The sequence below is a fragment of the Streptomyces longisporus genome, assembly GCF_039532765.1.
Taxonomy (GTDB): Bacteria; Actinomycetota; Actinomycetes; order Streptomycetales; family Streptomycetaceae; genus Streptomyces; species Streptomyces longisporus.
On the sequence record NZ_BAAASG010000004.1, the window covers coordinates 66,801 to 89,780 of the forward strand.

Consider the following 22,980-nt stretch of genomic DNA (forward strand, 5'->3'; position numbering starts at 1 on the left):
TTATGACGGGCTGATACGGGAGTAACCGACCGTGATGTCAGACCCGGCCGTTAGGGTCGGGGATCATGAGGCTGCTGCACACTTCCGACTGGCATCTGGGCCGGGCGTTCCATCGGGTGAACATGCTCGGGGCCCAGGCCGAGTTCATCGGCCACCTCGTCACGACCGTGCGTGAGCGCGGTGTGGACGCGGTGGTCGTGTCGGGGGACGTGTACGACAGGGCGGTGCCGCCGCTGGCCGCGGTCGAGTTGTACGACGACGCGCTGCACCGCCTCGCCGACCTCGGCGTGCCCACGGTGATGATCTCCGGGAACCACGACTCGGCCCGCCGGCTCGGTGTCGGCGCCGGTCTCATCGGGCGGGCCGGCATCCATCTGCGGACCGAGCCGTCGGCGTGCGGAACACCGGTGGTACTGTCCGACGCCCACGGGGACGTGGCCTTCTACGGGCTGCCGTATCTCGAACCGGCCCTGGTCAAGGACGAGTTCGGTGTGGAGAAAGCGGCACACGAGGCGGTGCTCGCCGCCGCCATGGAACGGGTCCGCGCCGACCTCGCCACGCGCGCGCGGGGCACGCGCTCCGTCGTCCTCGCACACGTCTTCGTCACCGGCGGCGAGGTCAGCGACAGCGAGCGGGACATCACAGTCGGTGGGGTCGCCGCCGTGCCCGCCGGGGTCTTCGACGGTGTGGACTACGCAGCCCTCGGCCATCTGCACGGCTGCCAGACGATCACCGAGCGGGTGCGCTACTCCGGCTCCCCGCTGCCGTACTCCTTCTCCGAGGCCGACCACCGCAAGACCATGTGGCTCGTCGACCTCGACGCCGACGGCTCCGTCACCGCCGAGCGCGTCGACTGCCCCGTGCCGCGCGGGCTGGCGAGGATCCGGGGCACCCTGGAGGAACTGCTCGCCGATCCCGGGCTCGCCCCGGTTGAAGAGGCATGGGTCGAGGCCACCCTCACCGACCCGGTCCGCCCGGCCGATCCCATGGCCCGGCTCACCGAGCGCTTCCCGCACACCCTGAGCCTCGTCTTCGACCCCGAGCGGGCACCGGACGACCCGGACGTGTCGTACGCCAGTCGGCTCGCGGGCCGCAGCGACCAGGAGATCGCCGAGGACTTCGTCGCCCATGTGCGCGGCGCCGGACCCGACGAGCGCGAACAGGCCGTACTGAGGGACGCGTTCGACGCGGTGCGTGCCGACGAGGCCGTGCGGGAGGTGGCGCGATGAGGCTGCACCGGCTGGACATCACGGCGTTCGGGCCGTTCGGCGGCTCCCAGACCGTCGACTTCGACGAGTTGTCGGCCGCCGGGCTCTTCCTGCTGCACGGGCCGACGGGAGCGGGCAAGACGTCCGTACTCGACGCGGTCTGCTACGCGCTCTACGGCTCCGTTCCCGGCGCCCGTCAGAGCAGTCAGGGCCTGGCCCTGCGCAGCGATCACGCGGCATCCGGTACGCGCACCGGGGTGACCCTCGAACTGACCGTGGCCGGACGCCGCTTGGAGGTCACCCGGCAGCCGCCCTGGGAGCGCCCCAAGAGGCGCGGCTCGGGCACGACACTGGAGAAGGCCCAGAGCCGGCTGCGCGAGTACGACGCGGCGGCCGGCGCCTGGAAGGACCTCAGCCGCTCGCACCAGGAGATCGGCGAGGAGATCACCCAACTGCTCGGCATGAGCCGCGAGCAGTTCTGCCAGGTCGTGCTGTTGCCCCAGGGCGACTTCGCGCGCTTCCTGCGCGCCGACGCCGAGGCGCGCGGCAAGCTGCTGGGCCGCCTCTTCGACACCCACCGCTTCGCCGAGGTCGAGAAGCGGCTCGCGGAGCGCCGCCGGGCGGCCGAGGCGCAGGTGCGCGAGGGGGACGCGGCACTGCTCGCCGACGCACACCGCATGCAGCAGGCGGCGGACGGTGCGATGGAACTGCCTCAACTGGCGCCGGGGGAGCCGGGCTTGGCGGAGGGCGTCCTCAGCGCCGCGGCCGTCGCCCGCAGCACCGCACGGGAGCAGCTGACCATCGCCCACTGCCGCCTCACGGCCGTGGAATCGGCGCAGGCGGCCGCCGAGCGCGCGCTGGGCGACGTACGCGAAGTGGCCCGGCTGCAGCAGCGTTTCGCCGAGGCGCGCGAGCGCGCCGCACGACTTGAGGAGCGTGCCACCGCCCACCGGGAGGCGCAGGCGCGCATGGAGCGGGCCCGCAAGGCCGAGGCGGTGGCGCCCGCACTGGAGCTCCGGGAGGCCGCGGAGGCGGAACACCGACGCGCCACACAGGCGGAGGCACGCGCGCGGGCACTGCTGCGGGAAGCCCTCGGCGAGGGCGATGCGTCGGGGCTCGCGGGGTGGCGGGACACCGGCGGCGACAGGGGCGCGGGGAACCGCGCGACCAGCCACGACAAGCCCGCACCCAGCACACATCGCGTGCCCCCCTTGGCTCCCGGCGATGCGGCCGAGTGCGCGGGGCCGCGCGATGTGTTCGCGGCCGGCGACGGGTTCGGTTCTGCACTGCCGCGGGATGCTGATGCCGAGGCCGGTGCGACCGGACCCGCAGGGGCGCGGGACGCGGTCGCCGACCGCGGCGCCCGCGACGAGCTGCCGGATGCCCGGGGCGCCACCGCCCCACGCGCGGAGCCGCCCGGTGCTCTCGCCGACGCCGGTGCCGCCGGGCTGGCCGCTGCCGCGCGTCGGAGTGCCGAGGAGCTCGGTGGACTGGAGTCCGCGCGGCGCGCCGAGCAGCGACTGGCCGAACTCGTCGCGGAGCGTGCCGGTCTGGACCGGCAGGAGCGTGCCGACGAGGACGTCCTGCAGGAGGCCGAGGCCTGGCTCGCGGACTGGGAGGCCACCCGCGCAGGCCTTCAGGCCCGTATCGAATCCGCACAGGAGGCCGCGACCAGGGCCGAGCAGCTCGGTGTGCAGCGCGAGCCCGCTCAGCGCAGGCTCGGCGCGGCCCGACAGCGCGATCAGCTCGCCCGCGACACCGACGAGGCCCACGCGCGCGTGCTCGCCGCCCGCGAACGGGCGGGCGAGGCCCGCACCCACTGGCTGGACCTCAAGGAACAGCGCCTGAACGGCATCGCGGCCGAGCTGGCCGCAGGCCTCACCGAGGGCGAGCCGTGCGCCGTCTGCGGAGCCACCGAGCACCCCGCCCCCGCGCGCAAGGTCGCCGGGCACGTCGACCGCGAGGCCGAGGAGCGCGCCCTCGCCGCCTACCAGCGCGCCGACGAACAGCGCGCCGAGGACGAGCGGCGCCTCGGCGTCGTACGAGAGGCGCTCGCCGCCGCGACGGCCGAGGCGGGTGACACGCCCACGGCCCGACTCGCCGAAGAGGTCGAGGAGTTGGAGCGGCTGTACGCGCAGGTGCGCGGTGCCGCCTCCGACCTGCACCCGGCGAGCGAGCAGCTGCGGCGGGCGGAGCAGGAGCACGAGCGGCGGACCGCGGTGCGGCAGGAGGCCGCGGTCAGGGCCGCCTCGCGGGTGGGCCACCGTGAGCGGCTCGACCGCGAACGGAGCGACCTGGAAGGGGAGTTGGCGCAGGCGCGCGGCACGGCTCAGAGCGTGGCCGCACGGGCGGCGCAACTGGAGCGCCAGGTCGCGCTGCTCACCGAGGGCGCCGAGGCCGCGCGGGTGGCCGAGGACACCGCCCAGCGGCTCAAGGAAGCCGACGCCCGGCTCGCCGACGCCGCTTTCCGCGCCGGCTTCGACACCCCGCAGGCCGCGGCCGCCGCACTCCTGGACGACGCCGCCCACCGCGAACTCCAACGCCGTCTGGACGCCTGGCAGTCCGAGGAGGCCGCCGTGCGCGCCGTCCTCGCCGAGGCGGAGACCGCGGCCGCGGCCCAGCAGCCGCCCGCCGACCTCGCCTCGGCGGAACGGGCCGCCGCCGTCGCGGCCCAGCGGCTGCGCGATGCCGCCTCCGCACGGGACGCGGCCGCCCGCCGCTGCACCGAACTCGACCGGCTCTCCGCCCGGTCCGCCGCGGGAGTACGACGGCTTGCCCCGCTGCGCGAGGAGTACGACCGGGTGGCCCGCCTGGCCTCCCTCGCCGCCGGCACCTCCGCGGACAACGAGCGGAAGATGCGCCTGGAGTCGTATGTGCTCGCGGCCCGCCTTGAACAGGTGGCCGCCGCCGCGACGGTGCGGCTGCAGCGCATGTCGTCCGGCCGCTACACGCTCGTCCACTCCGACGACCGGACCGGGCGCGGCCGCAGCGGTCTCGGACTGCACGTCGTCGACGCATGGACCGGACGCGAGCGGGACACGGCGACGCTGTCGGGCGGCGAGACGTTCTTCGCCTCCCTGGCGCTCGCCCTCGGCCTCGCGGACGTCGTCACCGACGAGGCCGGCGGAGTGCGCCTGGACACGCTCTTCATCGACGAGGGCTTCGGCAGCCTCGACGACCAGACCCTCGACGAGGTCCTCGACGTGCTCGACTCGCTGCGCGAGCGCGACCGCAGCGTCGGCATCGTCAGCCATGTCGCCGACCTGAGGCGCCGTATCCACGCACAACTGGAGGTCGTCAAGGGGAGATCGGGCTCGGTGGTCCGGCAGCGAGGTCAGTGACCGAGAGGGCGCCGGGGCAGCGGGGACGAGTAGACGACGCTCGTGGTCACCGAGCCGAGCGTGCCGATCTTGCCCGACACCTCCTCCAGGTGACGCATCGAGCGGGCGGCGACCTTGATGACGAAGCAGTCGTCGCCGGTCACATGGTGGGCCTCGAGGATCTCGGGCGTCACGGCGACCAGGTCGTGGAAGGGCTTGTAGTTGCCGTTCGGATAGCGCAGCCGTACGAACGCGAGGATCGGCAGTCCCAGCCGCTCGGGGTCCACCACGGCCGCGTACCCCTGGATGACGCCCGCCTCCTCCAGGCGGCGCACCCGCTCGGTGACCGCGCTCGGCGACATGGAGACGGCGCGTGCCAGCTCGGCGAAGCTGGCCCGGCCCTCGCGCTGGAGGACGTCGAGGATGCGCCAGTCGGTGGCGTCCGGGGAAAACGCGGTCATGACGCAGAAATAGCAGGGGAATCCACGGCCGGGCAAGGCGCAGGCCGGTGAATGCCCCTTCTGGGAGATCATCGCCGCCCGTAGATTTCTGGCCGTAGCGACAACCACGGAGAAAGCAGGCCAGATCATGAGCAGCACCGCGACCGCCGTCAACCCTGTCCTGCGCGTGGCCCCGGCGGCCCCGGCCGAGGCCGCCGCCTACTTCCGCGCGAGCCTGGTCTTCCACGCCGACGTGTCGGACGTCGCCGCCGCTCTCGCCTCCGGCGGCCACCCCGGGTTCGTCGTCCTGGACTCCCGCTCCACCGAGTCCTGGGACCAGGGCCACATCCCCGGCGCGGTCCACCTGCCGACCGCGCTCATCCCCGAGCAGGCCGAGCAGCTCCTGGACAAGTCGGTGCCGGTGGTCACGTACTGCTGGGGCCCCGGCTGCAACGGCGCCACCCGGGCCGCGCTCGCCCTCGCCGAACTCGGCTACCAGGTCAAGGAGATGCTCGGCGGCTTCGAGTACTGGGCGCGCGAGGGCTTCGAGTACGAGACCTGGGAGGGCCGCGAGCGCCGCCCCGCCGACCCGCTGACGGCTCCCGTGGACGCGGAGGACTGCGGCTGCTGAACCGGATCGTGTACGGGGGCGGGACGGGGGACGGCGGATTCATCGGTTCCGCGGCCGTGTACGGTTCTGCGCCATGGTGCGATACGCGGAACCCGGTGCGCTGGAATGGGTCGAGTCGGGCGGCGGGCCGCTCATTGCGGTGCCCGAGACGGTGCTGCCGTTCTGGTCGGGCGCCGACGGCGAGGAGACCGCCTCCGACTACGACCGGGCCTGCGAGGTCGACGGATTCGTGGGGCTGCTCCCGGTCGGCGACTCGGCCGCCCTGGTCCTGGGCGACGAACCCGCCTCCACCGCCTTCCTGCCCGAGCACGCAGCCTTCATACGGTGGTGGGCGGCGAACTCGGAGGCCGAACTCCTGGCCGGGGTCCCCGCGGCACTCGCCACGGCGGACTGGGGACACGAGGTGCGCTGGGAAGTGCCCGGCACGGTCGTGCTGTTCGACTCGGCCTGGCCAGGATCGGAAACGGAGCGGACCGACTGCCTGCGGGTCGTGCTGGAACCGGGGCGGTACGCCGTGCGCGCGGCCAATGTCCAGCCGGGACCGGAGACCTGGCTCGGCCTCGTCCAGTTGCGGCGCATCGAGCACGGATAATCGCGGGCGTCGGCTCGAAGCGTTGCCCCTCATGGTCGTCCATGCCCTGACTGCCGCATCCCGCTCCCGAAGACCTGCGCCGTGAGCTGCTGCCTCTGCGCGGCCGTACCGCCCTGCCCCATCACGTCCCGCACGACACCGCCATCCCGCGGCCCGGATCGTCGCCGGTCCTGGCCGCCTCGCCGACCCGGCCGCACCCGACGAACTCGTCGCCACGGCCGCCTCGGCGCTGGGCGGACGGCTCGACATCCTCGTCGCCCACCACGCCCTCAGCGGCAGCGACGGCACCCTCGACACCATCGACGCCGATGGGGGAGCTGGACGCGCACTGGGCGGTCGACACCCGCTCGGTGCTGCTCCTCGTCCAGGCCACGCCCGGCACCGCGCCGCACTGCCGCAGCACACCCCGGGCGGACGCGTCGTGATGATGACCTCCGGCCAGGACATCGCGGGCGGCATGCCCGGCGAGATCGCCTACGCCCTCCAGAAGGGCGCCCTCGACTCGATCACCCGCTCGCTGTCGACCACGTTCGCCGAGCAGGCGATCACCGTGAACACCGTCAACCCCGGCCCGGTGGACACGGACTACGCGACCGGGGAGACGTACGAGCCGTCCGCAGCCGCCTCCTGTTTCCCGGCCGGGCGTTGGGGCATGCCCGACGATCCCGCCCGCCTCATCGCGTGGCTCGCCACGGACGAGGCGGACTGGATCACCGGCCAGGTGATCGACTCGGAGGGCGGCTTCCGCCGCTGAGCTGCCCGGCCGTCAGAGCTGGGCGAGCTCGTCCACCAGGTCGTCCAGGCCGAGCGAGCCCTGCGAGAGCGCCGCCATGTGCCAGGCCTTGAGGTCGAACGCGTCGCCGTGCCGCTCGCGCGCCTTCGCCCGGCCCTGCAGCCAGGCCCGCTCGCCGAGCTTGTAGCCGATGGCCTGGCCGGGGATGGTCAGATAGCGGGTCAGCTCGCTCTCCACGAAGTCCGCCGGCCGGCTGCTGTGGGCGCCGAAGAACTCCTGGGCCAGCTCGGGGGTCCAGCGCTCGCCGGGGTGGAAGGGGGAGTCCGCGGGGATCTCCAGCTCCAGGTGCATGCCGATGTCGACGATGACCCGGGCCGCCCGCATCATCTGTGCGTCGAGGTAGCCGAGCCGCTGCTCCGCGTCCGTGAGGTAGCCGAGCTCGTCCATCAGCCGCTCCGCGTACAGCGCCCAGCCCTCGACGTTGGCGCTGACCCCGCCGATGGTGGCCTGGTAGCGGGAGAGGTCGGCGGCGACGTGCGCCCACTGCGCGAGCTGCAGGTGATGGCCGGGGACGCCCTCGTGGTACCAGGTCGAGACGAGGTCGTAGACCGGGAAGCGGGTCTGCCCCATCGTCGGGAGCCAGGTGCGGCCGGGGCGGGAGAAGTCCTCCGTCGGGGGTGTGTAGTACGGGGCTGCCGCGCCGCCGGGCGGGGCGATGCAGGACTCCACCTTCCGTACCCGCTCGGCGAGTTCGAAGTGGGTGCCGTCCAGTTCGTCGATCGCCTGGTCCATCAGGCCCTGCAGCCAGTCGCGGACCTCGTCGACGCCGTCGATGTGCTTGCCGTGCTCGTCGAGGTGCGCGAGCGCCACCCACGGCGTCTCGGCGCCCGGCAGGATCTTCTCGGCCTCCTGCTTCATCTCGCCGAGCAGCCGGTGGAACTCGGCCCAGCCGTACGCGTACGCCTCGTCCAGGTCGAGGTCCGTGCCGTTGAAGTAGCGCGTCCAGCGCCCGTAGCGCTCACGGCCCACGGTGTTCGGCGCGCCCTCGATCGCCGGCGCGTACACGTCGCGCATCCAGTCGCGCAGCTCCACGACGGCCGCGGTCGCCGCGCGGGCCGCCTCGTCCAGCTCCGTGCGCAACGATTCGGGGCCCGCCGAGACGAAGTCCTCGAACCAGCCGCGGCCCTTTCCGTCCGTGTCCGACCATTCGGTGAGCTGCTCGACGAACGTGGCCGTCGGGCGCGGAGCCGCGTACAGCTTGCGCTCCAGACCGAGGGAGAGGGACTCCCGGTAACCGGCGTACGCGGTCGGCACGGCCCGCAGCCGCTCGGCGATCGCCGCCCAGTCCTCCTCGGACTGGTTCGGCGTCACGGTGAACACCTCGCGCACCGAATGCGCGGGCGTGGCCATGTTCCCGACGCGACGCAGCCCCTCCTCGGCCTCGTGCACGGCCAGTTCGGCATTGAGCCGCTCACGCAGCAGCCGTCCGCACCGGCGCTCGATGTCACTGTCCGCGCCGGGTTGCCGCTCGGCCGCGTCGAGCCGCGCCAGGGTCCGCCGTGCCAGTTCCGCGAGGGCCTCCTGGCCCGCGGGCGAGAGGTCGGGCAGCCTGCTCGAACTCTCCTTCACACCGAGGTACGTTCCGGTCACCGGGTCGAGGGCGATGAGCTCGTCGACGTATGCGTCGGCGACCTCGCGGGGCAGCGGGTCAGTGGTCTGTGACATGCCGTCCATCCTCATACGAGTTGCCGCCGCACGTCATCCGGATTGAGCCGAGGGCGTAGGACGTGCTCCGAGGGAACCTCCGTATGCGAAACGGCCCGGCGTTCCCGCCGGGCCGTCTCCGGATGTCCTGTGCCGGGAGCTAGTCCCGTGCGATCGGCTCGCCGACCTGCTCCTGCGCCACCTCGTACGGCAGCCGGGAGCCGGCCCGGCCCTTGGGCAGGCGGGCCGTGATCACCAGGGTGCCCTCCTCGATCTGGTAGTCGAGGGGAAGCCCGAGGCCCCGCATCGCCGCGACCATGCCGGTGTTGGAGGCCTGTGTCACGGCGTAGACGCTCTCGCAGCCCGCCTCGGCCGCCATCGCCACCAGCCGCTCCAGCAGTTCACCGCCGACGCCGCGGCGCTGCCACTTGTCCTCGATGAGCAGCGCGACCTCGGTCTCGTCCCCGTCCCACAGCAGATGGCCGAGGCCGACGAGGCGTCCCGACGCGGTCTGCACCGCGAGGGTGCGGCCGAAGCGCGGGCTGAGCAGATGGCTCAGATAGCGGTCCGCGTCGCCGACCGGCCCGTGGTACCGCATGCCGAGCGTCCGCGCCGAGCACCGCTCGTGCATCGCCTTCGCGGCCTCCAGGTCACGCGTGTCGGCCCGCCGTACGGTGATCTCGTTGCCCTCGGGCAGCGTCAGCACGTGCTGGCTGTGCGGCACCCGTGGCCCGAGCCGGGCGTCCAGCTCCACCAGCGCCCGCGCCCGGGCGAACTCGGTCGGGGTGAACGGCAGATACGGCCGCTCCACGGTGATCACTCCGCCTTCCGGCGCCCTCAGCCGCATCACGGTGTCCTCCAGCGCACCCTCCACGGGCACCTTGGCAGGGCCGCGGCCGCCGCCGACCGGCGTGGCGGGCAGCTGGCGGATGGTGCACCGGCCCAGCAACTGCCTCAGGGCAAGCGGTAGTTCCGCCGCGTCCAGGGCGGTGCGGGCGGCCAGACCCAGGACCCGGGTGGGGGCGTCCACCAGATCGTGGGCGTCGGCCCGCTCGATCCAGGTGTCGGTACCCCCGGCCAGCGAGACCACCTTGGTGAGTTCGGAGGCCATGAGTCCGCCGGGAGCCCGCAGCAGGAACTCGTCCACCGTGCCCTCGGCCAGCGGATGCGTCTGCAGACTCAGGATGTCGACCTGCCGTCCGGCCAGCGCCGTGCACAGCGCGGCCAGCGACCCCGGTTCGTCCTTCACCGTCGTCCGCATCCGCCACAGCGCGCTCTGACCGGGCTCGGTCTCCGGCGTCGCCGACCGCTCGTCGGACGGCCCGGCCTGCTGCCCCTGGGGCAGCGACCGGGCGTCGGTATCGCCGGCCGGAGGTGCATGACCGTGGCGGCGTGTCCACCAGGTGTGGAACCCCGCCGTGGCGGCCAGGGCGACCGCCGAGATCACCAGCAGCGCCGGACCGTCGGGCCCGTGCCCGACCAGGTTCGCCACGCCGTCCGCCACGGCGACGGACGTGAACAGGGCGGCGAGTTCTACGACGTCGCGCCGCCAGTGGTGCACGGGACGGCCGTGCTTCGCACGGGTCACATCAGACATTTCTCGACTCATGCAACCACTGTGAAGGAAAGGTGTTGCGTGATCACGAACGCTTTGTGACTGATCGGTAAAGTGTCGTTATGCTCCATTTGTAGCTACGAACACGCGTACGGAGCGGCACCGCGCACCGGGGGATGACGCCGGTGCGCGGCCCACGGGAAAGCGTACGGGAGTTACTGGCCGACCCGGCCCGGCTGCAGCACCTGCGTGAACAGTACGGTGCCGTCGTATTCACGCAGCCGCACCGTCAACTCGCCGCTGGCCCCGTCGATGTCGACCTCGCCGAAGAACTGGTAGCCCTGGGCCGGCGAGACGTTCGCGGTCGTCGGCGCCTTCACGAACACCCGGTCGGGCCCGAAGGTGCCGTCGAGTGCGTTGGCCGGGAAGGCACCGGCGTTGAGCGGGCCGGACACGAACTCCCAGAACGGCTCGAAGTCCTTGAAGGCGGCCCGCGACGGGTCGTAGTGCTGCGCGGAGGTGTGGTGCACGTCCGCCGTCAGCCACACGGTGCCGGTGATCCGCCGGTGCTTGATGAACCGCAGCAGTTCGGCGATCTGCAGCTCGCGGCCCAGCGGGGCGCCCGGGTCGCCCTGTGCGACGGCCTCGAAGTTGGGCTTGCCCTCGACCGGGTCGGGCACGACCAGTCCGAGCGGCATGTCGTTGGCGATCACCTTCCACACCGCGCGGGACCTGGACAGTTCCCGCTTGAGCCACTCCAGCTGCTCGCGGCCGAGGATGCCCACCGGGTCGGTGGCCTGGTCGTCCGGCGAGTTGGCGTTGCGGTAGGTGCGCATGTCGAGCACGAACACGTCAAGGAGCGGGCCGTGGCTGACCTTGCGGTAGATCCGGCCGTCCGGGCGGCCGCTGATGGTCGAGATCGGGAAGTACTCGGAGAAGGCCTGCCGGGAGCGCAGCGCCAGGTCGTCGAGCCTGGTGCCGGCCGGGTAGGGCGTGCCGGAGCCGATGACCTCGCCCGGGTACCAGTTGTTGCGGACCTCGTGGTCGTCCCACTGGATGATGTTCGGCACCTGGGCGTTGAACCGGCGCAGCGCCCGGTCGAGCAGGTTGTAGCGGAAGTTGCCCCGGTAGTCGTCCAGGGTGGTCGCGACGTGCGACTTCTCCTCGGTGGTGACGTTCCGGTAGATGCTGCCGTCCGGCAGCGTGGCGGTGGCGGAGATCGGGCCGTCGGCGTAGATGTTGTCGCCGCTGCACAGGAAGAAGTCCGGGTCCACCTTCGCCATCGCGTCGAAGATGCGGTAGCCGCCGATCGACTCGTTGATGCCCCAGCCCTGTCCGGCCAGGTCGCCGGACCACACGAACTTCACGCCCTGGCGGCGCTTCGCCGGGGCCGTACGGAAGGTGCCGGTCACCGGCTCGCCGGTGCGGCGCGGGTCGTCCGGATCGGCCAGCAGCACGCGGTAGTGGATCTGCTCGCCGGACGGCAGCCCGCGCAGCCGGGTGGTGCCGGTGAAGTCCGAGTCCGCGCCGAGCAGCGGACCGTGCCATCTGTGCGGGTTGCGGAAGGACTCCGTCGCGGACGTCTCGACGATCATCCGGGCCGGACGGTCGGAGCGCACCCACACCAGCCCCGAGTCGCAGGTCACGTCTCCTGCCTGGACGCCCCAGCCCGCCGTGGGGCGCCCCGAGAGGGCGAACGCCGGTGCCGCGCCGAGCGTGCCGGGCAGGGTCAGGGCCGCCGACGCGGCGAGGGAGCCGCGCAGGACGCTGCGGCGGCCGGGGAACGGACGGTGTGACATGGATGCGCCTCCAGGGACGGGATCCGGCCAGTGTGCGATGCCACAACTACTGGTGCACCGCAGCGCACACGGAAACCCCGGGTGAACAACTGGCCGCAGGGACACGGGAACCGGTCCGCGAAGGAACCGACTGCCGTGACGAAAGGGACGGGCCACCCGTCGCTCCCCGCACAGTCATCCTCCGGTCATACGCCGGCTGCCTGCGCCATCAGCCGTACACCTGCCCTGATCCTGGCGGGCGACAGATGCGCGTACCCCAGCACCAGCCGTATGCCGCCGCCGGCCTCGTGCTCTGCACGCGCGTGCGTGTAGTCCGTCAGCGGGCGTACGGCGACACCGGCCGCGGCCACGCGCGCGAGGAAGCCCTCCTGGGGACCGTAGCGGTGCGGGAGTGCGGCGATGACGTGCAGTCCCGCCGCGATCCCGGCGACCTGTGCGCCCGGGAAGTGCTCCTGCAGCGCGGCCACGAGTGCGTCACGGCGCTCGCGGTACGCGCGCTGGCAGCGGCGGAGCTGCCGGTCGTAGTCGCCGCGCTCCACGAATCGGGCGAACAGCGCCTGGTCGAGGGTGGGATGGCCGAGGTCCATGGTGCGCTTGCGCTCGACGACCTCCTCGGCCAGCGCCTCGGGCACCAGCAGCCAGCCCAGCCGCAGTCGCGGGGCGAGTGACTTGCTGACGGAGCCCGTGTAGGCCACGTGCTCCGGGTCCAGCCCCTGCAGCGCGCCCACGGGGGCACGGTCGTAGCGGAAGTCGCCGTCGTAGTCGTCCTCCACGACGAGCCCGTCCACGGACCGCGCCCAGTCGAGCAGTTCGGTGCGGCGGCGCGCGGAGTAGGCGATCCCGGTGGGGAACTGGTGGGAGGGCGTCGTCACGACGGCCCGCACGCCCGAGTCCCGCAGCGCTCCGACGACGATCCCCTCCGCGTCCAGGGGCACCGGCACGGTCGTGACACCGGCCGAGGCGTACAGCGCGTCGTGCTGGGGGCTGCCGGGATCCTCGACGCCGACCGTGCGCAACCCGCGTGCGTGCAGCGCGAATCCCAGCAGCGTCGTCGCCTGCGCCACCCCGGAGACGACCACGATCCGCTCCGGATCCGCGACCACACCACGCCGGCGCGCCAGCAGTTCCGCCAGGGCCATACGGAGCTGGGGCAGTCCGCGCGGGTCGGGGTAGCCGAGGTCCTGGTGGGGCAGTTCGGCCAGGACCGCGCGCTGCGCCGCGGCCCAGGCGGCGCGCGGGAACAGCGACAGATCCGGCGTGCCGGGCACGAAGTCGGCGCGTGTCCCGGGGGAGCGCGGGGCGAGGTCACGCGCGCGTGGCGGCGCGGCCCGCACCGCGCCTCCCACCCAGGTGCCCGCACCCCGCCCGCTGCGCAGATAGCCCTCCGCCGTCAACTGCTCGTACGCCTCGGTGATCAGCCCCCGCGACACCCCGAGATCGGCGGCGAGATCCCGGCTCGACGGCAGCCGGGTGCCGGGTGACAGCCTCCCCGTGCGCACGGCCTCACGCAGCGCCGCCTGCAGCGAACGTCCACGCGTGCGTGCAGGCGCGGAGGCGGCCGGCAGGAGCAACTCCCAGGCGGGAGTGCCGGCCCGATTGGTCTCCGATGACGTCATGGAAATGGACCTTAAACCGGACCGCGGCGCTGCCTAGCGTCACTGCCATGAACGCCACCACCACCCGAGGAGCCCTCCTCGCCGCCCTCGCCTGTGTGCTCGTGGGCGGGTCCTTCACCGCGAACAGCGTCCTCGGCCACTACCCGTACGCGGGCGGCCAGTTCCTCCGCTACGGCCTCGCCTGTCTGCTGCTTCTGCCCCTGGCCGGCCCGGGAGCGTCGGCGCGGCTGCGGCGGCTCGCGCCCCGCCAGTGGGCCCGCCTCGCCCTGCTCGCCGCCGTCGGCATGGTCGGCTTCAACCTGGCCGTCATCGCGGCCGAGCGCTCCGCGGAACCGGCGGTGCCCGGCGTCTTCGTGGGCTGCGCGCCCGTGGCCGTAGCCGTTGTCGTCCCGCTCCTGGACGGCCGCCGCCCCCACCCCCGTGTCCTGTACGGCGCGTTGCTGGTCGCCGGTGGCGCCTTCACGGTCCAGGGGTGGGGGCGCACGGACGGCACGGGGATCGCCTTCTCGGCCTGCGCGCTGGCCGGGGAGGTCGGCTTCGCCGTGCTCGCCGTGCCCGTTCTGCGGCCCCTGGGCCCCCGGCTGCTGTCCGCCACGGTGTGCGGCCTGGCGGCGGTCGAGTCCGCGGCGGCCGGACTGCTCGCGGACGGCACGGCCTGGCTGCGGCGCCCGGATGCCACCGAGACCGCCGCGCTGCTGTGGCAGGCGGCGGTCGTCACCGTCGTCGGCTTCGTCTGCTGGTACATGGGCATGCAGCGGCTCGGCGCCGAGCGCGCCACGCTGTTCTCCGGCCTCATCCCGGTCGCCGCCGCCTGCACGGCCCCGCTCGTCGGGGCGGGCTCCTACGGGGCCGCGCAGGCCGTCGGCAGTGCGCTGGTCGGCGCAGGAGTCGCCCTCGGATCAGGCGCCTTGAGTCTGAGGCGTGCCGGGTCGGCGACTGCCGTCGAGGATGACGCGGGCGACCAGCGCCGGATCGTCGCTCATCGGGCAGTGCCCGCAGCCGGGCAGCCGCACCAGCCGGGCCCGGGGGACGATCTGCTTGGCGCGCACCCCCTGGCGGCGTACGAGCAGCATGTCCCTGGTGCCCCAGGCCACGGTGACCGGGACGGTGGGGATGTCGTCGGTGAACCGCACGGTGCTGCCGGCTCGCAGGGTCGCGTCGAAGCCCGTCGCCTGCGCCAGGGCCAATGTCTCGGCGACCACGGCCTCGGGTGAGCGGCGGCCCGGACGGGCGTAGATGGTGCTGGTCAGCATGGTGCGGCCGGCCGCCGAGCGGGACAGCCGCTCCACCAGGGGCAGCGGCAGCCGCCGCGAGATGTGCCGCATGGCGAGCAGCACGCCGAAGGCGTAGCGCCGCTCGGCCTCGGACCAGAAGCCGGCCGGGGACAGAGCGGTCACCGACCGCGCGAGCTGCCCGCGGCCGAGTTCCAGGGCGAGCAGACCGCCGAGCGAGTTGCCCGCCACATGCGGACGGTCGAGTCCCAGCGCCTCGCAGAACGCGCCGAAGACGGCCGTCGTCGTGGGCAGGTCGTAGGCGAGCCCGTCCGGCAGGGCGGGGGAGACGCCGAAACCGGGCAGATCCACGGCGATCACATCGCGCTCGGTCGCCAGGATGTCCACCACCGGGTCCCAGGCCTGCCGGTGGTGACCGATGCCGTGCAGCAGGAGCAGCGGTTCGCCGCTGCCCACGCGCGCGTAGGAGACGGTCACGGGCTGCGGGCCCCCTGGAGAGGGGACCTTGAAGGAGACGGTGGCGGACATGGGGTGCTCCTCGTCTGGGCTCGCCGGCGGACGCCGTGTAGACAGCTTGTCAGCAATTGCTACCGACGGGTAGCCCCCGGCGGTGGCCGACCTCCCGGCCCTACCGCCTTCAATGGCCCCTGCGCACCTCCAGGTTGAACTCCGCATGGCCGAGATGCCGGAAGAGATCGAGCCACAGCGGCAGCAGCATCTCCACGCTGCGGGCCGACCGGATGCCGCCCAGGTCGAGCACCCGGTGCGGCGGCCACCCGAACTCCCCGAGCATGCCCTTGACCTGCTCCTTGGCGTCCGTGTCCGCGCCGCACACGAAGACCTGGTGCTCGCCCGGCACCAGGGCGGGCTCCACCATCACCCTGCAGTTGACCGTGTTCAGCGTCTTCACCACGCGCGCGTGCGGGAAGGCCCGCTGGATCTGCTCGCCCACGCTGTCCGACTCCACGGGAGACAGCCGCACCTCCCCGTCCTCGAAGGCCATCGGGTTCGAGACGTCGACGACGACCTTCCCCTCCAGATTCGCCGCCCCGGCCGCCTCCAGTGCGGCGAGCGCCACCCGCCCGCCGACGGCGACCACCACCACCTCGGCGGACGAGGCCGCCTCCGCGAACGTGCCGGCCCGCGCCCCGGCGCCCGCGCTTCGCGCCCACTCCAGGGCCGCGGGATTGTCCTTCGTGCGCGAGCCCAGCGTCACCTCGTGGCCCAGCTCCGCCAGCCTGCCGCCGAGCGTGCGGCCGACGTCGCCCGTGCCCAGAACCGCGTACCGCATCGCCACCTCCGCAACTCCGGCCGTCGACCGCCGGCGGCCCGCGGGTCATTCTGCTCCGGGACACCGCGGATTTCTCCTGGACATGTCCGGATGCGTCGCATGGGATGGGACCGTGACCACCGACACCGAGACCGACGTCTTCGAAGAGCACCGCCCCGTCCTGCTGGGAGTCGCCTACCGCATGCTCGGGCGGGTGGCGGACGCGGAGGACGTGGTCCAGGAGGCCTGGCTGCGCTGGTCCGGCGCCGACCGCACCGAGGTCCGCGAACCGCGTGCCTATCTGGTGCGCATCACCACCCGCCTCGCCATCGACCGGCTGCGCCAGATCAAGGCGCGCAACGAGGCATACGTCGGCCCGTGGCTGCCCGAGCCCTGTGTGACCGACTTCGGGGACACCGTCCCGGACACCGCCGAGCGGGCCGTGCTCGCCGACTCCGTCTCGCTGGCCGTCCTCGTCGTCCTGGAGTCGCTTTCGCCGCTGGAGCGGGCGGTGTTCGTGCTCCGCGAGGCCTTCGGCTACCCGTACGCCGACATCGCCGTGATGCTCGACCGGGGCGAGGCGGCGGTCCGCCAGCTCGCCGGGCGGGCCCGCAAGCACGTCGAGGAGCGGCGGCCGCGCTACGAGGTCGACCCCGCCCGCCGCCGTGAGCTGACCGAACGGTTCCTCGCCGCCGCGGCGGAGGGGGACCTGGAAGGTCTCATGGCGCTGCTGGCGCCCGACGTACGACTGGTGGGTGACAGCGGCGGCAAGTCCAAGGCACCGCTGCGGGTCCTGGAGAGCGCCGACAAGGTGGGCCGCTTCCTCGTCGGGGCCGCCCAGAAGGGCGTGCCGGACCAGTCCTTCCGGTTCATGGAGCTCAACGGCGGCCTCGCGGTCGTCGTGCTGTCCGCGGGCAAGCCGGACAGCGTCTTCCAGGTGGACGTCTTCGAGGGGCGCATCCAGTCGCTGTACATCATCCGCAACCCGGACAAGCTGCTCTCGCTGCCCTCCGCGTAGGCGACGAGGACGGCCCGGTACGAACACCGTGTGAACCCTGCGCGACGAGCGCCCTGTGTCCCGCCCATGGGATCGAGGATTGGTCTTGACCAAGGGTTTGGGCCGCCCTATGGTCGCAGATAAGTGCAACAACCTTTAATAAACAAGGGCGCTAAAACGCCGCCGGACCACGGCGATTGCGGAGGACAGGGTGGGGACCACGCAGTTGGAATCGGTGCCGGAACCGAAGTACTGGCATCTCAAGACCGTGCTCAGCGAGGCATTGGACTCCGAGTTCTCCGTGGGCGAGATCCTGCCCAACGAACGCGACCTGGCGGCCCGCTTCGGCGTCGCGCGCGCCACGCTTCGGCAGGCCCTGGAGCAGCTCGAACTGGAAGGCAGGCTGCAGCGCCGCCGCGGTGTCGGGACGACCGTCGCCCCGCCGCGCGTGGGCGTCGCGGTCGGCACCGAGCAGCAGGCCTGGCCGGGGGCCTCCGGGGACGTCTGGCAGGCCGTCGACTGCACGTCCGCGGCCCCGCCCGCGGCCGTCGCCGCCGCACTGGAGACGGGCCCGGAGGAGACCGTGTACACGGTGCGCCGCTCCCGCGTCTCCCACGGCCAGCCCGTGGCCGCCGAGCTGCTCTACGTCCCGGCGTCCTCGGTGCCGGACCTCTCCGCCATAGATGCGCCGTCCGGACCGGCACGCGCGCGTGCCGTGCTGCGCGAACTGCAGCGCCTTGAGCTGGAGGGCCGCGAGAGCGCCGTCGAGCTCGGCTCCGCACGCGCGGACGACGCCAGGGAACTGGACCGGCTCCCTGGGGCGCCCGTCCTCGTGGTCACCACCCGCTTCCTCGCCGGGGGCCGCACCGCGGCACTCTCCGTCGCCACCTACCGTGCGGACACCTGCCGCCTGACCTTCGGTGACTCGGGCGGCGTGGAGATCCACCAGGGGCCCGAGCGCCAGGCCTCCTGAGCCCCGGCCCCGCCGGACCTGCTGTGCCCCGGAACTGCTCCGGGGCACAGCGCGTTGCGCGCCGCCGGCTCAGCGCCGCGCCGTCACCGTGCCCTCGACCGCGAACAGCTGCTCCTCCACATGGTCCAGGGCGAGCCGCAGTGCGCCCGTCGCCACCGCCGCCTCGCCCAGCAGCGAAAGGGCCACCTTCGGCGGGCGCAGGCAGTAGCGGGCCAATTCTCGGCGCAGGGGCGCAAGGACGCCGTCCAGGCCGGCCGCCCAGCCGCCGATGACGACGAGTTCCGGGTCGAGTGCGAGGACCAGGGCGGCCACGTCGTGCACGAGCCGCTGGATGAAGCGGTCGACGGCCGCGCGGGCCCGCTGGTCGCCCTCGCGGGCCTGCGCGAAGACCTCGGCGACGGCCTGTTCGTCGAGCGGGTGCAGCGGCTCGTCCGTGGTGGACAGCAGCGTCTCGGGAGTCACCTCGCGGCCCAGCAGATGCAGCGCGCCGATCTCGCCGGCCGCCCCGCCGTATCCCCGGTGCAGCTGTCCGCCGATCAGCGAACCGGCGCCAGGGCTCAGCCCGGCGAGCACGAACACCACGTCGTCGGACTCGGTGGCCGCGCCCTTCCAGTGCTCGGCGACGGCCGCGGCGTTGGCGTCGTTCTCGACCAGCACCGGGCACTTGAAGGACCTGCTCAGCCGTTCGCCGAGGCGCAGCCCCGTCCACTCGGGCAGGGCCGCGCACAGCCGCACCGTGCCGTCGGCCTCGACGATGCCGGGGGAGGCGACCCCCACGGCCCGGAGCGAGCCGCGTGCGACCCCGGCGCGGCGCAGCAGTTCGGCCACCGCGGTGCGCAGCCGCTCCAGGCGCTCGTCCGCCGGGGCCGTCTCGTCGACGTCCTTGGCGACCGAGCCGAGCACCCGGCCGTCCAGATCGGCGAGGAGTGCGGCGACCCGGTGGGAGCCGATGTCCAGGCCCAGCAGGTGGCCCGCCTCGGCCCGGAACCGGAAGCGCCGGGCGGGCCGCCCCTGGCGTCGCACCACGCTCTCGTCGGCCGCCTTCTCGACGACGTAACCCGCCTCGATGAGGCCCTCGACGACGCCCTCGACGGTCGGCCGGGACAGCCCGGTCACCCGGGTGATCTCCGTCAGTGTCGCCGCGTCCGTGGCACGCAGCGCGTGCAGGACCACCGCGGAGTTGATCCTTCGCAGCAGCGAGGGATCCCCGCCGGTCAGCCGCCCCAACGTCCCGTCCTCCCAGCTCGTGCGCGTGTTGGCCGGATCGTACCGGGTCGTTCCACTGGGTTGGGCCGCGATGGGTCGTGTTTTGTCTGCCGCGCCGTCGTGGCTGGTCGCGCAGTTCCTCGCGCCCCTGAGGGGGCTGCCGAACCGCCGCCTTGCCGGCCCGGGACTGACGGCCGTGTTGGTGGCGGGGCGTGGAGCGTAGGACGCCGGAACGTCTGACACCTCACCAATTGTCAGTGGTGGCCGCTTTACTGGATCACATGGACATCGCGAAGGACCTGGCCCTGACCGACCTGCTGTGCACCGAGGACTTTCCGACGGCGGACAGCGGGCCGCGCATCGCCGCGGGCGGACCCGGCTACTTCATCACCCCGTTAGGGACGGCCCCCTGGCCGAGTGCGGACGATCTGTACGCCTACGAGGTCGCGCTGACGCAGCGGTACGACGAGAGATGGGGCAAGGCCCTCCGCTGGGGCGGCGTGACGCTCCAGGAGCGGCGCCGCCGGGGCGAGCACATACCGGAACCCTGGGACGTGCTCAGCACCCGGGCGGACGATCTGCGTACCTGGGAGGCGACCGGCACGGGACGCTGGGTCAACCTGGCCGTCGCCGACCGCGACACCGAGCAGGAGCCCGAACTCCTCCTCATGGTCACTGAGATAGACCCGCCCTGACCCGCAGCCTCGCGAACTCCTCGGCCATCGTCTCCACCGTCCAGTGCGCATTCAGCCCGCTCGGATTGGGCAGCACCCACACCCGTGTCTCCCCGAACGTCCGCTCCTGCGGCCCCACTTGGGCCCTGCGGTCGTCGAAGGCCGCCCGGTACGCGGTGACTCCCACCACCGCCAGCCAGCGCGGCCGCAGCCGTGCCACCTTCGCCGCCAGCAGCCGCCCGCCCTCGCGGTACTCCTCCGGACCGAGTTCGTCGGCCCGCGCCGTCGCCCTGGCCACGACGTTCGTGATGCCCAGCCCGTACGAGAGCAACTCGCTCTGCTCCGACGGTTTCAAGAGCCGGGGCGTGAAGCCCGACCGGTGCAGAACCGGCCAGAAGCGGTTGCCGGGGCGGGCGAAGTGATGGCCCGTCGCCGCCGTCATCAAGCCAGGATTAATTCCGCAAAAGAGTACAGAAAGGCCGTCCGCGACCACGTCCGGGACGAGACGGTCGCGGGCGGCCTCCAGTTCCGCCGGGGTGAAGCGGGTCAGAGGATCGCCCCCGGCGTGTAGCCCGCGGCCTCCGGGTGCTGCTTGACGATCTCCTCGATACGGCCGACGACCACGGCGACCTGGTCGGCGGCGGCGCCCGTGAAGGACAGCTTGTCGGCCATCAGCGTCTCCAGCTGGGCTCGGTCGAGCGGGATGCGCTCGTCGGCGGCCAGCTTGTCCAGGAGCTCGTTGCGCTCGGCGCCCTGCTCGCGCATCGCGAGGGCGGAGGCGACGGCGTTCTCCTTGATGGCCTCGTGCGCCAGCTCGCGGCCCACTCCCGCGCGCACCGCACCCATCAGCACCTTGGTCGTGGCCAGGAACGGAAGGTAGCGGTCCAGCTCACGGGCCACGACCGCCGGGAACGCACCGAACTCGTCCAGCACCGTCAGGAACGTCTCCAGCAGACCGTCCAGCGCGAAGAACGCGTCCGGCAGGGCCACCCGGCGCACCACCGAGCAGGACACGTCGCCCTCGTTCCACTGGTCGCCGGCCAGCTCGCCGGTCATCGACGCGTAGCCGCGCAGGATGACCATCAGGCCGTTGACGCGCTCGCAGGAGCGGGTGTTCATCTTGTGCGGCATCGCCGAGGAGCCGACCTGGCCCGGCTTGAAGCCCTCGGTCACCAGCTCGTGCCCGGCCATCAGACGGATCGTCTTCGCGAGCGAGGAGGGGGCCGCCGCCAGCTGTACCAGGGCGGTCACGACCTCGTAGTCCAGCGACCGCGGGTAGACCTGGCCGACCGAGGTGAATGCCTGCGAGAAGCCCAGGTGCCGGGCGATCCGGTTCTCCAGGTCGGCCAGCTTGCCCGCGTCGCCGCCCAGCAGGTCCAGCATGTCCTGCGCCGTACCGACCGGGCCCTTGATGCCGCGCAGCGGGTAGCGGCCCAGGAGCTCCTCGACCCGGCCGTACGCGACGAGCAGCTCGTCGGCGGCGGTCGCGAAGCGCTTGCCGAGGGTGGTGGCCTGCGCCGCCACATTGTGGGAGCGGCCGGCCATGACCAGCTCGCCGTACTCGCCCGCCAGCTTGCCGAGCCGCGCCAGGACCGCCACCGTGCGGTCGCGCATCAGCTCCAGCGAGAGCCGGATCTGCAGCTGCTCCACGTTCTCGGTGAGGTCGCGGGAGGTCATGCCCTTGTGCACCTGCTCGTGCCCCGCGAGGTCGTTGAACTCCTCGATCCGCGCCTTCACGTCGTGCCGGGTGACCTTCTCGCGCTCGGCGATCGAGGCCAGGTCGACGGTGTCGAGGACACGCTCGTAGTCGGCGATCGCCGCGTCCGGCACCTCGATGCCGAGGTCCTTCTGGGCCTTGAGCACGGCGAGCCAGAGCTGCCGCTCCAGCTTCACCTTCTGCTCGGGCGACCAGAGCGTGGCGAGCTCGGCGGAGGCGTAGCGTCCGGCGAGGACGTTCGGGATGCGGGGCTTGGCGGGCGCAGAAGTCACGTGTCCAGATTCTACTGGCGGTTCGTGCAGGCCAGCGCCACGGGTGCCTTCGGCGGAACCTACGAGACCTGCGTCACGCTGGGTGAACCTGGGGGCTCTGCCCCCAGACCCCCTTCGGGCCTGAACGGCCTCGTCCTCAAACGCCGGACGGGCTGAATAGATCAAGCCCCGGCAGGCGGAAAGTCAGCCCCTCCGGCGCTTCTTCCTACGCCGCCGGGCCCTCGTACGGCAGGAGTTCCGGGCGCTTGGCCGGGCGGCCGTCGCCCGAGGAGCGGCCCGTGAGGCGGCGGCCGATCCACGGCAGCAGGTGCTGCCGGGCGAAGCGGACGTCCGCCACCCGTCGCGCGGCCCAGCCCGGTGGCGGGGTCGCCGCCATGGGGGTGTGCCACTCGGCGTCCTCGGGGGCATAGCCGAGCGTCTGCCAGACGGCCTCGGCGACCCGGCGGTGCCCCTCCGCCGTCAGATGCAGCCGGTCGAAGTCCCACATGCGCGGGTCGGAGAGCGAGGAGGCACCGTACAGGTCGACGACCACCGCCCCGTGCTGCGCCGCGAGCTCGTCGACCGTGGCGAACAGTTCCTCCATGCGCGGCCGGAAACGGTCCAGGACCGGCCCCTGGCGGCCCGGGCTGCGCATCAGCACCAGCTGCTCACAGGCCGGGGCCAGCCGCTCCACGGCCTCGGTGAGCAGCCCCCGTACCCGCCCCATGTCGCACTTGGGCCGCAGCGTGTCGTTGAGGCCGCCCACCAGCGTGATCACATCGGGCCGCATGGCGGCCGCCACATCGACCTGCTCGTCGACGATCTGCCCGATCAGCTTGCCGCGCACCGCGAGGTTGGCGTACCGGAAGCCAGGGGTGACGGCCGCCATCCGCCCGGCGAGGAGATCGGCCCAGCCCCGGTAGGAGCCGTCCGGCAGCAGGTCCGACATGCCCTCGGTGAAGGAGTCGCCGACCGCGACCAGGCTGGTGTGTATGGGGTTCTTCTGCATGGCGGAAGAGATGGTATCCCGGTTCCATACCCGTCGGTCGGTCGGCCCTGCTC

The 22,980-nt window shown here is 72.8% G+C and carries 18 protein-coding genes and 2 pseudogenes; 9 read left to right on the forward strand and 11 right to left on the reverse strand.

The genetic code is table 11. From position 1 onward, the window contains the following. The first annotated feature begins 65 nt into the window (after positions 1–65). The gene (locus tag ABD355_RS07105; protein WP_344399237.1) at positions 66–1,229 is read left to right on the forward strand and encodes an exonuclease SbcCD subunit D; all 1,164 of its coding nucleotides are present in this window, start codon (positions 66–68) and stop codon (positions 1,227–1,229) included. Then, on the forward strand, positions 1,226–4,549 hold the full coding sequence (locus tag ABD355_RS07110; protein WP_344399238.1) for an AAA family ATPase: 3,324 nt from the start codon (positions 1,226–1,228) through the stop codon (positions 4,547–4,549). The genes ABD355_RS07105 and ABD355_RS07110 overlap by 4 nt, the downstream gene beginning before the upstream one ends. On the opposite strand, the gene ABD355_RS07115 is transcribed toward ABD355_RS07110, so the two are convergent. Beyond that, positions 4,543–4,989: an Lrp/AsnC family transcriptional regulator gene (locus tag ABD355_RS07115; protein ID WP_344399239.1), complete on the reverse strand. Its 447-nt coding sequence runs from the start codon at positions 4,987–4,989 to the stop codon at positions 4,543–4,545. The genes ABD355_RS07110 and ABD355_RS07115 overlap by 7 nt on opposite strands. Before the next feature lie 127 nt (positions 4,990–5,116). On the opposite strand from ABD355_RS07115, the gene ABD355_RS07120 reads away from it, so the two are divergent. The 3 genes and pseudogenes from ABD355_RS07120 (at position 5,117) to ABD355_RS07130 (ending at position 6,945) form a co-directional block, all read left to right on the forward strand. Then, entirely contained in the window at positions 5,117–5,599 is a 483-nt protein-coding gene (locus ABD355_RS07120) for a rhodanese-like domain-containing protein (protein WP_344399240.1), read from the forward strand. A gap of 73 nt (positions 5,600–5,672) precedes the next feature. Next, on the forward strand, positions 5,673–6,191 hold the full coding sequence (locus ABD355_RS07125; RefSeq protein WP_344399241.1) for an immunity 21 family protein: 519 nt from the start codon (positions 5,673–5,675) through the stop codon (positions 6,189–6,191). Positions 6,192–6,241: 50 nt separating this feature from the next. Then, positions 6,242–6,945: pseudogene (locus ABD355_RS07130) on the forward strand (SDR family oxidoreductase). A 12-nt stretch (positions 6,946–6,957) separates the two neighbouring features. On the opposite strand, the gene ABD355_RS07135 reads toward ABD355_RS07130, so the two are convergent. The 4 genes from ABD355_RS07135 to pdxR all read right to left on the reverse strand — a co-directional run bounded on the left by ABD355_RS07135 (position 6,958) and on the right by pdxR (position 13,598). Beyond that, positions 6,958–8,649 carry a DUF885 domain-containing protein gene (locus tag ABD355_RS07135; protein WP_344399243.1) on the reverse strand — a complete coding sequence of 564 codons (1,692 nt, stop codon included), beginning with the start codon at positions 8,647–8,649 and terminating at the stop codon, positions 6,958–6,960. Positions 8,650–8,788: 139 nt separating this feature from the next. Then, the gene (locus tag ABD355_RS07140) at positions 8,789–10,225 is read right to left on the reverse strand and encodes a GNAT family N-acetyltransferase (protein ID WP_344399244.1); all 1,437 of its coding nucleotides are present in this window, start codon (positions 10,223–10,225) and stop codon (positions 8,789–8,791) included. Positions 10,226–10,398: 173 nt separating this feature from the next. Beyond that, positions 10,399–11,982 carry an alkaline phosphatase D family protein gene (locus ABD355_RS07145; protein WP_344399245.1) on the reverse strand — a complete coding sequence of 528 codons (1,584 nt, stop codon included), beginning with the start codon at positions 11,980–11,982 and terminating at the stop codon, positions 10,399–10,401. A gap of 185 nt (positions 11,983–12,167) precedes the next feature. Beyond that, positions 12,168–13,598, reverse strand: a complete 1,431-nt coding sequence (pdxR, locus tag ABD355_RS07150) for a MocR-like pyridoxine biosynthesis transcription factor PdxR (protein WP_344399246.1) — start codon at positions 13,596–13,598, stop codon at positions 12,168–12,170. Positions 13,599–13,645: 47 nt separating this feature from the next. On the opposite strand from pdxR, the pseudogene ABD355_RS07155 reads away from it, so the two are divergent. Continuing rightward, a pseudogene (locus tag ABD355_RS07155) lies at positions 13,646–14,434 on the forward strand (DMT family transporter); the annotation flags it as partial. A 63-nt stretch (positions 14,435–14,497) separates the two neighbouring features. Here the strand turns inward: ABD355_RS07155 and ABD355_RS07160 are convergent. Beyond that, positions 14,498–15,358 carry an alpha/beta fold hydrolase gene (locus ABD355_RS07160; RefSeq protein ID WP_344399247.1) on the reverse strand — a complete coding sequence of 287 codons (861 nt, stop codon included), beginning with the start codon at positions 15,356–15,358 and terminating at the stop codon, positions 14,498–14,500. Positions 15,359–15,467: 109 nt separating this feature from the next. Then, positions 15,468–16,121: an NADPH-dependent F420 reductase gene (locus tag ABD355_RS07165; RefSeq protein WP_344399248.1), complete on the reverse strand. Its 654-nt coding sequence runs from the start codon at positions 16,119–16,121 to the stop codon at positions 15,468–15,470. 112 nt (positions 16,122–16,233) lie between these two features. Between ABD355_RS07165 and ABD355_RS07170 the strand changes: the two genes are divergently transcribed. Together ABD355_RS07170 and ABD355_RS07175 are read left to right on the forward strand one after the other, a co-directional pair. Next, positions 16,234–17,118: an RNA polymerase sigma-70 factor gene (locus ABD355_RS07170; protein ID WP_344399249.1), complete on the forward strand. Its 885-nt coding sequence runs from the start codon at positions 16,234–16,236 to the stop codon at positions 17,116–17,118. 190 nt (positions 17,119–17,308) lie between these two features. Then, positions 17,309–18,070 carry a GntR family transcriptional regulator gene (locus tag ABD355_RS07175; RefSeq protein ID WP_344399250.1) on the forward strand — a complete coding sequence of 254 codons (762 nt, stop codon included), beginning with the start codon at positions 17,309–17,311 and terminating at the stop codon, positions 18,068–18,070. A gap of 69 nt (positions 18,071–18,139) precedes the next feature. Here the strand turns inward: ABD355_RS07175 and ABD355_RS07180 are convergent, their stop codons facing one another. Beyond that, complete coding sequence (locus ABD355_RS07180; protein ID WP_344399251.1) at positions 18,140–19,297, reverse strand: ROK family transcriptional regulator; 1,158 nt, start codon at positions 19,295–19,297, stop codon at positions 18,140–18,142. Positions 19,298–19,557: 260 nt separating this feature from the next. On the opposite strand from ABD355_RS07180, the gene ABD355_RS07185 reads away from it, so the two are divergent. Next, positions 19,558–19,971 (forward strand): hypothetical protein, encoded by a 414-nt coding sequence (locus ABD355_RS07185; RefSeq protein WP_344399252.1) that lies wholly within the window; start codon positions 19,558–19,560, stop codon positions 19,969–19,971. Here ABD355_RS07185 and mug read toward each other — a convergent pair. The 3 genes from mug to ABD355_RS07200 form a co-directional block, all read right to left on the reverse strand. Then, positions 19,949–20,500 carry a G/U mismatch-specific DNA glycosylase gene (gene mug, locus ABD355_RS07190; RefSeq protein WP_344399435.1) on the reverse strand — a complete coding sequence of 184 codons (552 nt, stop codon included), beginning with the start codon at positions 20,498–20,500 and terminating at the stop codon, positions 19,949–19,951. The two genes, ABD355_RS07185 and mug, sit on opposite strands and share 23 nt — an antisense overlap. After that, on the reverse strand, positions 20,497–21,939 hold the full coding sequence (gene purB / locus ABD355_RS07195) for an adenylosuccinate lyase (protein WP_344399253.1): 1,443 nt from the start codon (positions 21,937–21,939) through the stop codon (positions 20,497–20,499). Before purB ends, mug begins: the two co-directional genes overlap by 4 nt. 205 nt (positions 21,940–22,144) lie before the next feature. Next, the gene (locus ABD355_RS07200) at positions 22,145–22,927 is read right to left on the reverse strand and encodes an SGNH/GDSL hydrolase family protein (protein WP_344399254.1); all 783 of its coding nucleotides are present in this window, start codon (positions 22,925–22,927) and stop codon (positions 22,145–22,147) included. Positions 22,928–22,980 lie beyond the last annotated feature (53 nt).